8 protein-coding genes are annotated in these 9,406 nt (G+C 58.6%); 3 read left to right on the top strand and 5 right to left on the bottom strand.

Features of this window, described 5'->3' with window-relative positions:
* Positions 1-40: 40 nt before the first annotated feature.
* Positions 41-1,336 carry a glycine-betaine demethylase subunit GbcA gene (gene gbcA, locus ACRESD_RS19200; RefSeq protein ID WP_431752348.1) on the bottom strand — a complete coding sequence of 432 codons (1,296 nt, stop codon included), beginning with the start codon at positions 1,334-1,336 and terminating at the stop codon, positions 41-43.
* Between the two features lie 282 nt (positions 1,337-1,618).
* Here gbcA and gbcB point away from each other — a divergent pair, with 282 nt between their 5' ends.
* A complete protein-coding gene (gene gbcB, locus ACRESD_RS19205) occupies positions 1,619-2,719 on the top strand; it encodes a glycine-betaine demethylase subunit GbcB (protein WP_431752349.1) in 1,101 nt (366 codons plus the stop codon).
* Between the two features lie 3 nt (positions 2,720-2,722).
* Here the strand turns inward: gbcB and ACRESD_RS19210 are convergent, their stop codons facing one another.
* Positions 2,723-3,538: a nitrilase-related carbon-nitrogen hydrolase gene (locus ACRESD_RS19210; RefSeq protein ID WP_431752350.1), complete on the bottom strand. Its 816-nt coding sequence runs from the start codon at positions 3,536-3,538 to the stop codon at positions 2,723-2,725.
* The gene (locus tag ACRESD_RS19215) at positions 3,535-4,980 is read right to left on the bottom strand and encodes a purine-cytosine permease family protein (RefSeq protein WP_431752351.1); all 1,446 of its coding nucleotides are present in this window, start codon (positions 4,978-4,980) and stop codon (positions 3,535-3,537) included. The genes ACRESD_RS19210 and ACRESD_RS19215 overlap by 4 nt, the downstream gene beginning before the upstream one ends.
* Before the next feature lie 279 nt (positions 4,981-5,259).
* Between ACRESD_RS19215 and ACRESD_RS19220 the strand changes: the two genes are divergently transcribed.
* Positions 5,260-7,077, top strand: coding sequence for a flavin monoamine oxidase family protein (locus ACRESD_RS19220; RefSeq protein WP_431752352.1), 1,818 nt, complete (start codon positions 5,260-5,262; stop codon positions 7,075-7,077).
* Between the two features lie 58 nt (positions 7,078-7,135).
* Here ACRESD_RS19220 and ACRESD_RS19225 read toward each other — a convergent pair whose 3' ends face one another.
* Positions 7,136-7,336, bottom strand: coding sequence for a hypothetical protein (locus ACRESD_RS19225; RefSeq protein WP_431752353.1), 201 nt, complete (start codon positions 7,334-7,336; stop codon positions 7,136-7,138).
* A gap of 176 nt (positions 7,337-7,512) precedes the next feature.
* A complete protein-coding gene (locus tag ACRESD_RS19230; protein WP_431752354.1) occupies positions 7,513-8,553 on the bottom strand; it encodes a low specificity L-threonine aldolase in 1,041 nt (346 codons plus the stop codon).
* A gap of 90 nt (positions 8,554-8,643) precedes the next feature.
* On the opposite strand from ACRESD_RS19230, the gene ACRESD_RS19235 reads away from it, so the two are divergent.
* Positions 8,644-9,372 carry a TraX family protein gene (locus tag ACRESD_RS19235; RefSeq protein WP_431752355.1) on the top strand — a complete coding sequence of 243 codons (729 nt, stop codon included), beginning with the start codon at positions 8,644-8,646 and terminating at the stop codon, positions 9,370-9,372.
* Positions 9,373-9,406: the final 34 nt, after the last annotated feature.

Below are 9,406 nucleotides of genomic sequence, written 5' to 3' on the forward strand. Positions count from 1 at the left end.
CTGACCCACTGCTATCGGGAGCAAGCCCCCTCCCACATTTTTATTCGTGAACGGCCACGCCCTTGAGGTAAGGCGCAGGCGCTGCCCCGAGGTTGCTCAGCATGCGCTCGCTGTACCAATCCACAAAGTTCACCACGCCGAACTCATAAGTCTTGGAGTACGGGCCAGGCTGATAAGCCGTGGAGTTGATCCCGCGCTGGTTCTCTTCGGCCAGGCGACGGTCCTGGTCGTTGGTGGCATCCCACACTTGGCGCATGCGCTCCACGTCGTAGTCCACGCCTTCCACGGCATCCTTGTGCACGATCCACTTGGTGGTGACCATGGTTTCCTGGGCACTGATAGGCCATACGGTGAACACGATGATGTGATCGCCCATGCAGTGGTTCCACGAGTGGGGCAGGTGCAGGATGCGCATCGAGCCCAGGTCAGGGTTCTTGATGCGGCCCATGAGTTTGGCGCAGCCTTGTTTGCCATCCATGGTCATCGACACGGTGCCCTTGAGCAGCGGCATGCGCACGATGCGGTTACGCAGGCCGAAGCTGGCGTGGGCGTAAGGAATCTTCTCGGCATCCCAGGCAGCGGCGGAGGCGGCCACGTGGTCCTTGAACGCCTGGTCGGCGCGTGGGTCGGTGACGTCGTCCCATTCCAGCAGGGTTTTCAGCAGTTCAGGGTGCGAGGCGTTGCAGTGGTAGCACTCGCGGTTGTTCTCCAGCACCAGCTTCCAGTTGGCTTTCTCCATCAAGGTGGTGGTAATCGCCACCTTGGTGTTCTCCATGTCGTAGGGTTCCATGTAGTGGTTCAGTGTCGACAGGAAGTCATCGATGGCCGGAGGGTTCTGCGCCAGGCTGATGAAGATGTAGCCGCCGGCGGTCTTCACGTTCACTGGCTTCAAGCCGTACTGCTTCATGTCGAAGTCGGCGCCCATTTCGGTGCCGGCGAATAGCAGGCGCCCGTCCAGTTCGTAGGTCCACTGGTGGTAGTGACACACCAGTTTGGCGACCTTGCCCTTTTCGCTGGTGCACAAGCGCGAGCCACGGTGACGGCACACGTTGTGGAACGCATGCACCACGCCTTCGGCGCCACGGATCACGATGATAGGGTTCTTGCCCACCTGCAGGGTCAGGTAGTTGCCCTTGGTGGGGATCTCGCAGGTCATGCCGGCGATCAACCATTCCTTCTGGAAGATCTCCTGCATGTCGATATCGAACAGTCGCTCATCAGAATAGAACGGCTGCGGCAGCGAGAAAGTGCGCTCGCGCTCTTGCAGCATTTGCGCGGTGGCCTTGCGTGCGGGTTCCAGCGGATCGCCCAAGCTTAAGGTTGCGGTGACGTCCATCGTGTGTGTCCTCATGGCCATTCGGTGTGGCCGGCGAATAGTGGCTACGGTTGTACTACGCAAGGCGTAAAGAAAGCGTCGTTGTTGGCGCTGAGTGTGGGGCCGGCGAACGCCAGAACCTTGTCCATTAGCGACATGGCCCACTCTGATCCCGACGCGCAACGCCCGTGGTATGGGGGCTGGTCGCGATAAGTATGTGAATGTCGCAGATAGGTAAATGGGCGGTTCTGGCGTTACGCAGAATCGCCACCATAAGGCCGACCTACGGCTACGGAGAACAACATGTCCAATAATTTCCTGAATCCGGTAACCACCCAGACCTGGGCCAATGGTCGACACATCGTCCGTTGCGTCAAAGTCATCCAGGAAACCTGGGACGTGCGCACCTTCTGCTTCATGGCCGACCAGCCGATCCTGTTCTTTTTCAAGCCGGGGCAATTCGTCACCCTGGAGCTGGAGATCGACGGCCAGCCGATCATGCGTTCCTACACCATTTCCAGTTCGCCGTCGGTGCCCTACAGCTTTTCGGTGACCATCAAGCGTGTGCCGGGCGGCAAGGTCTCCAACTGGCTGCACGATACCCTTCATGAAGGGCAAGAGTTGGCGGTGCACGGGCCGGTTGGGCTGTTCAATGCCATCGACTTCCCGAGCCCGAAAGTGCTGTACCTCAGTGGCGGTGTCGGCATCACGCCGGTGATGTCCATGGCACGTTGGTTCTACGACACCAATGCCAACGTCGACATGACGTTTATCCACAGCGCCCGCTCACCCAAAGACATCATCTACCACCGCGAGTTGGAACACATGGCGTCGCGGATTGATAACTTCAGCCTGCACCTGATCTGTGAGAAGCACGGGTTGGGCGAGCCTTGGGCCGGTTATCGCGGTTACCTGAACCACAAGATGCTGGAACTGATGGTGCCGGACTTCCTCGAACGCGAAGTGTTCTGCTGCGGCCCTACGCCGTACATGAACGCGGTGAAACGCCTGTTGGAAGTCGCCGGTTTCGATATGGAGCGCTATCACGAGGAATCCTTCGGCGCGACGCCACCGGAAGCCCGAGCAGATGCGGTGGAGCAAGCCGAACAAGCCGCCGAGGCGCCGGAAATCGACCTGGCGGATCTGCACCAGGTGGAGTTCATCGCATCGGGTAAAAGTATCCGCGTGGCGCCCGGCGAAACGGTTCATGCGGCTGCGGCCAAGCTTGGTTTGTTGATCCCGAAAGCTTGTGGCATGGGCATCTGTGGTACGTGCAAGGTGATGAAGCTGGGTGGGGAAGTCGAGATGGACCACAACGGCGGGATCACCGAAGAGGATGAAGCCGAAGGCTACATCCTCTCGTGCTGTAGCGTACCGAAGGGTGATGTGCGTATTGAGTTCTGAGGCTCAGTACAGCTCTGGCCGGCGATCCTGGTGAACGTGGTTGTGGGCACTGATTGACTTGTTCCCGGCCTGTTCCAGGGGCAGGTCAGCCACCAGTCGCTGTTCCTCTTGGTGTGAGGTTGCGCCGGCCAGCGGGTAGCCATCGGCGTCGACAATGACCGAGCCGCCCACCCAATTGACGCCCCGTTCTTCGCCACAGCGGTCGCACGCGGCGATAAACAGGCGGTTGACCGCCGCATTGGCCTGAACCCGCACGATCTCTGCTGGCCGCTCGCCTACGGGGCGCGGGCCGTCCGGCCAGTTCACCGGAGCGCAGAGCAGGTCGGCTTGCGCCAGCGCTGGCAGGCGCACCCACTCGGGCAATTCGAGGTCGTAGCAGATCATCACGGCGATCCGCCCGACGCTGGTGTCGACCACCGGAGGTGGCGCATCGCCGGGGGCGAAGATGAGTTTCTCGCGGTCCCACAAGTGCGCCTTGCGGTACACGGTCAGCCGTCCGGTGGGCTCGACCAGCGCGGCACTGTTGGCCACCCGCCCGGCACTCAAGCGCTCGCAAAAACCCGCGACGATGATGATGCCGAGTTCCTGCGCCAGGCTTTTCCATAACCCAAGGGTTGGACCGTCGAGTGTTTCGGAAGCCTTGAAGGCTTCCTCCTTGTCGCCGAACGCATAGCCGCTCTGGATCAGTTCCGGTAAGACGATCACTTGGGCATTGAGACTGGCCGCTCCACGAATCGCACGCTCGGTCAGCGCTCGGTTGTAGTCGGCATCGCCGATACGCGGGGCCAGTTGATGGCAAACAACGCGTAGCTGTGTCACGACAAGTCTCCTTCCAGTACTCGCTCACTGGCTTGCATAGCTCGCGACTCGGCGGCGTGGTCGAGCCGGCGACTCATCAAGCAGTAAACCGCTGCCGAGACCGCCAGGCCAACGACGAACGCAATATCGGCGCCGCCCAGCATCACGCTGATGGGGCCTTGATAAAAACCTAGCGACATAAACGGAACCATTGCCGCCAGGCCGAGGAAATACGCAATGAGCCCGGCGCTGGACCAGCGACCGTAGATGCCGGACGGGTTGAAAATGTCGCTGATGGCGTAGCGCCCTTTTCGTACGACGTAGAAGTCTGCGAGGTTGACTGCCGTCCAGGGCACCAGGAAATACAGCATCAAGAGTACGAAGGTGTTGAAGCTGTGCAGGTAGCTCTCGGGGATGCTCAAGGCGATCATGAAAATGACCGCGGCTACCAGGCTGATCCCGATGATTCGGCTCTTGATTCGTGGCTTGATGGGGACGAAGCCGTCAATGGCACTGATCCCGGTGAGCATCGCGCCGTAGCAGTTGACCGCCATGATGCCGACCAGCGCCGGCACTGCAATCAGCACGGTAAAGGTGCCAAACCCCGGCAGCAGTTGGTTGCCCACTGCTTGCACGCTGCCAATGGCATCGGGAGAGGGCAGCGCTGATGCGAGAAAGGCGCCCAGTGACATCAGCCACAACGCCGAGCCGGCAGCCCCCAGATAGGTCCAGATGATGACGCTGCGCGAGGGTGTGTTGTGGGGCAGATAGCGCGAGTAATCCGAGACATAGACGGCGTAGCTGATCTGGTACCCCGCGGCAGCCGACAGTTGGATCAGGAATGCCGACCAGGAAAAGTGTGCGCCGAACACGGCTATATCGGCCTGCAGATGAATGATGGCCGCAACGGTCAGGACCGCGAACACACTGATCATCACGTAGGTCAGCCAGCGTTGCACAGTGTGCAGCAGGTCGTGGCCGATCACCGCAATCACCACGGCCAGGATGATCATCAACGCATACCAGGGCGCGCGGTTGCCGGGCAGCACGGTATTGATGGCGTCCGTTGCCAGGATCACGTTGAACACGTTGAAACCGATGTACACGAAGACCACCGCGATAAACGGCACGATGGCGCCACGCAGGCCGAATTGGGCGCGCGATTGGATCATCTGCGGCAAGCCCATGCGCGGGCCCTGGTTGGCGTGGAAGGCCATGGCGAATGTGCCCAGGCACACGCCGATCACGATCGCCAGGATCGAGTACACCAGGCTCAGCCCCAAGGCGGCGCCGGTAAATCCGGTGACCATGGTGGTCAGTACGAAGTTGCCGGTGAACCAGAACGGTGCCTGGTGCCAGACTTTGCCGTGACGCTCATTACGTGGCACGTAGTCAATGGAGCGGGTTTCGATTTTCAGCGTAGCGGAGGGCTGCGCAGCCGATCGGTTGGAGGGCGTGTTCATAGGCATCACGGTCTGTTTTTATTGAGTGAGATTACGAAGAGTCTTGTAAGTAAAAAAACTATTGAATCGGCATTCTCAAATAATCACTTCATGCGTTTCTGAACTTTCTACCTAAAGTCCTTTGATACAAGGCTCGCATTACGCAATCGCTCTTTATTTCCAAGTGATATAGGGAATTTTCCTACATGCGTCTACGCTGAGCAGCGCAGCCGTCGTATTCGCCCTTCGCATTGAAGCAGTAGGTGGACGTGCTTTTTTTATAAACCAAGGATGAATGCCATGTCTGCTATTCCCTCCCGTAGTAAGGGTGCTGTGCGCTTGCTTGCCAATGATGTCACTGCACTGATTCCCGACTTTCCTTTTCACTACCGCCGGTTTCTTGATACCGCCGTCACTAACCGCATGCCGTTGGCGCAGGTATCCAGCCAGGCGTATGGCAGTCAGGTGTTGATCGTCGGAGCTGGCGTCGCTGGCATGGTGGCGGCTTATGAAGCCATGCGCATGGGGCTGCACCCTGTGGTGGTGGAGGCCAGTGATCGCATCGGTGGGCGGCTGTATTCCTACGTGGCGGGCGATCCTCAAGATCCCGATAACAGTGTTATCTGCGAAATGGGGGCCATGCGCTTTCCTGTTTCAGGCAAGGCGTTGATGCACTATTTCGAGAAGGTTGGCATGACGGCCAACTCAGCGGATTTCCCTAACCCAGGTTCGGCTGCGACCCCAAGTACTGTGGTGGACTATCAGCAAGAACAGGTTTATTACGAGCGCAATAACTTGCCGCCCGAATATGCCGAGATCGAGCGGTTGTTGTTCGAGGTGTTCCTTGAGCAAGACCCGATCAAGTTCACTGAAATGGAAGCGGCAATGTCCGAGGGCAGTCTTGATCCGGACAAGATCAAGACTCTGTGGAACGCGATCCTGGACGCTGATTGGGACAATCTCAGCTTTTTTTCGGCGCTGGTCGAGAAGGCCGGTTGGACGCGCCAGCAGATCGACCTGTTCGGGCAGATCGGCTTTGGCACGGGTGGCTGGAATACCGATTATCCGAACTGCTTTCTGGAGGTGTTGCGGGTGCTCTATACCGGCCTGGATACCAACCACAAGTTGATGTACGACGGTTCCAGCGAGTTGCCGCGCCGGCTGTGGGGGCGTAGCCCCAGTGCGTTCGGTGACCCCATGGCCCATTGGCCAGCGGGCACCACGGTCGAGAGTCTGAGCACGCAGGTGATCGCCCAGACGTTCAAGCAGGAAGTGCGGCAAATCCTGCGCCGGGACGATGGTGCCTTCGATGTGAATATCTATGACGGCAACACGCAGCAACTCACCCAGCACATCTTCAGTGCTGTGGTCTATACGCCGCATAAGCGGATATTGGACAAGTTTCGCTATATGGATGGCGCCATCAACTTTGGCGCAATGGACAGCCTGCTTGATCAGAAGACCTGGGAAGCGGTGATGTACACCCATTACATGCAGTCGGCAAAGATCTTTGCCCAGACCCAGCGGCCTTTTTGGCAGGACGTGGGGACGGATTTTCAGTACAAAATGAGCTTGACGTTATCCGACCGGTTGACCCGGGGCACCTACCTGTTGGACTACAGCGCCGGGCAGGGTATGCACCGGGGGAGCGGAATATACCTGTCGTATAGTTGGAACGATGACAGCCTCAAGTTCCTCGGTGATCGCGCTGCGCCCCTGCCATCCGATGTACAGCTTTGTACAACGCTGCTGGACCATGTATATACCCCACACCAGTTGGACCTGGCCACCGAGTTTGGCCTGACCAACCCGTTTGTCAAAATCAATTGGGAGACTCAGCCTTTTTTCCTGTGCGCATTCAAAATGAATCTGCCCGGACAATACGAGTACCAGCGCTTGCTGTTTTCCCAGTTCATGAACGGTGTGTCGAACTCGAACCCCGATGGATTCATTCTGGCAGGTGATGACGTTTCGTTTACGGGAGGCTGGGCGGAAGGTGCGGTGACAACAGCCTTGAACGCCGTGAATAAACTGGCGGTGAAATTCAACGGGGGGACCTTACTCGGAAACCGTGGCCCCATTGATGATTGGCAAGCGCTTCAGCCGAAGGCGTTGTGAGCGACATCACGTCAGTCCCGCGTCGCAGGCCATGAGTCTGCGACGCGGTCCTTAGCGATTAACGAACGTACAGGTTGACGACGTAGCGTTCACCAGAGGCTGTCATTTCGAACTCTTTTCCGGTGACGGTAAAGGTTCTGGATGGCTCGACGATGGTATCGCCGACGTTCGCCAGCTTCCTGAGATCGTCCAGGCTGACGAGTGTGGCGTTGACGTCGGCGCGGAGTTGCGAATCAGTCGTGTAGCATTGAATTTCCATGATGTTGCCCTCTATAGGATGTCCATTTCCAGCCGACTATTCGGCAGGCAGTCAGCCCCGAAATAACGCGTCCGTTCGTTCGGGGTGACGAGATCCTATCCAAGGCAGGGGGTAAATAGATACTGTCAGAAATACGTACAAACAGTCTCTGAAAAAGGGCTAAAAGGCCCGCCGTTTCAGGCTCCCATCACTGTCCGAATATCCGCGGCCAATTCTCTTACACGCTCTTCCTCGGTATCCCACGCACACATGAAGCGTGCGCCGCCTTTGCCAATGAAGGTGTAGAAACGCCAGCCTTTGGCTGTCAGCGCGGCGATGGCCGGTTCCGAGAGCTGCAGGAACACGCCGTTGGCCTGTACCGGGAACATCAGCTCAACCCCCGGAATATCAGCGACCAGGCTGCTCAGCAATTGTGCGCAGTGGTTGGCGTGGCGTGCGTGTTTGAGCCAGGCGTCGTTTTCCAGCAGGCCCACCCAGGGGGCAGAGAGGAAGCGCATTTTCGACGCCAACTGGCCGGCCTGTTTGCAGCGGTAATCGAAGTCTTCAGCCAGTTTGTGATTGAAGAACAGGATCGCTTCACCCACGGCCATGCCGTTCTTGGTGCCGCCAAAGCACAGCACGTCCACCCCGGCTTTCCAGGTCAGGTCCGCCGGCGAGCAGCCGAGGAAGGCGCAGGCGTTGGAGAAGCGTGCGCCGTCCATGTGCAGGTTCAGGCCCAACTCTTTGCAGGTCACGCTGATGGCGCGGATTTCATCCGGGGTGTACACGCTGCCGACTTCCGTGGCTTGGGTCAGGGTGACCACGCGTGGTTTCGGGTAATGAATGTCCTGGCGCTTGAGGGCGATCTCGCGGATCGACTCCGGGGTCAGCTTGCCGTTTTCGGTGCGGGCGATAAGCAACTTGGAACCGTTGGAGAAAAACTCCGGCGCGCCGCATTCGTCGGTTTCGACGTGGGCGGTTTCCGAGCAAATCACGCTATGGTAGCTCTGGCACAACGAGGACAGCGCCAGGGAGTTGGCCGCAGTGCCGTTGAAGGCGAAGAACACTTCGCAGTCGGTTTCGAACAGGTTGCGGAAACCGTCGGCGGCGCGGTGGGTCCATTCATCATCGCCGTAGGCGCGTTGATGACCCTGGTTGGCTTGTTCCATGGCGGCCCAGGCTTCCGGGCAGATGCCGGAATAGTTGTCGCTGGCGAATTGTTGGCTCTTGTCGGTCATGGCCCGTTCCTATGGTCGATGTTGGTGCGCACTGTAACCAAGAATGTTGGGCGCACGCACGCACTGTAAATGCAAAGTCGTTGGGGAATTATGCACGGTACACACGCCTCGCCTGTCGGACCTGTCCGAGACGGCGCTTTGGACCTGCTCAAGTGGCTGGCGCTGCTGAGCATGGTGCTGGATCACCTGCGTTATGTCGGCTTGAGCCTGGATGGCCTGTATGTGCCAGGGCGCTTGGCGTTTCCGTGGTTTTGCCTGGCGATTGCGGCGAATTTGCACAGGGCCAGGAACATGCCGATGACCGGCCGGTGGCGCTATCTGGGCTGGCTGCTGCTGTTCAGTGTGATCAGTGAAGTACCGTATCGGCTGTTTATCGACGATGCCGATACGTTGAACGTGTTGCCAACCTTGGCGCTGGGCTTGCTGGTTGCCCGAGGATGGCAGCAGAAGGCGATTTTTGATCGAGGATTGGCGCTGATTGCTGCCACGGTTGCTGCGGTATTTACCACGCAACTGATGTTCGGTTTTTTCGGTGTGTTACTGCCGCTGGCGATGCTGCTGGTATTTCGACGGCCCCGGTATTTCAGCGTATTGCCGGGTGTGGTCTGCGTCGCGGCCAATCAATGGCAGATTCTGCTCGATAGCGGCACGCCCGTGGCGCTGGCAGGATTGGCCGCGTGCCTGATCGCGCCATTGGCTGGTTTGGTCTTGTTGCGACATGGGCAAAACGTCTCGCCGCCGGCGATGCGACGCTGGGCGTATGCACTCTATCCCCTGCATTTTTTCCTGTTACTACTCGTCCGACAGATCATCGCTTAACCCCTGTGGGAGCGGGCTTGCTCGCGAATGCGGT

Origin of the sequence: Pseudomonas sp. (assembly GCF_050739995.1) — a bacterium.
Taxonomy (GTDB): Bacteria; Pseudomonadota; Gammaproteobacteria; order Pseudomonadales; family Pseudomonadaceae; genus Aquipseudomonas.

Bases quoted from the DNA above. Each gene is read 5' to 3' on its own strand.
- ACRESD_RS19235 (WP_431752355.1), top strand. From the start codon at position 8,644: ATGCACGGTACACACGCCTCGCCTGTCGGACCTGTCCGAGACGGCGCT.
- ACRESD_RS19225 (WP_431752353.1), bottom strand. From the start codon at position 7,336: ATGGAAATTCAATGCTACACGACTGATTCGCAACTCCGCGCCGACGTC.
- gbcA (WP_431752348.1), bottom strand. From the start codon at position 1,336: ATGGACGTCACCGCAACCTTAAGCTTGGGCGATCCGCTGGAACCCGCA.
- ACRESD_RS19220 (WP_431752352.1), top strand. From the start codon at position 5,260: ATGTCTGCTATTCCCTCCCGTAGTAAGGGTGCTGTGCGCTTGCTTGCC.
- ACRESD_RS19215 (WP_431752351.1), bottom strand. From the start codon at position 4,980: ATGAACACGCCCTCCAACCGATCGGCTGCGCAGCCCTCCGCTACGCTG.
- ACRESD_RS19230 (WP_431752354.1), bottom strand. From the start codon at position 8,553: ATGACCGACAAGAGCCAACAATTCGCCAGCGACAACTATTCCGGCATC.
- gbcB (WP_431752349.1), top strand. From the start codon at position 1,619: ATGTCCAATAATTTCCTGAATCCGGTAACCACCCAGACCTGGGCCAAT.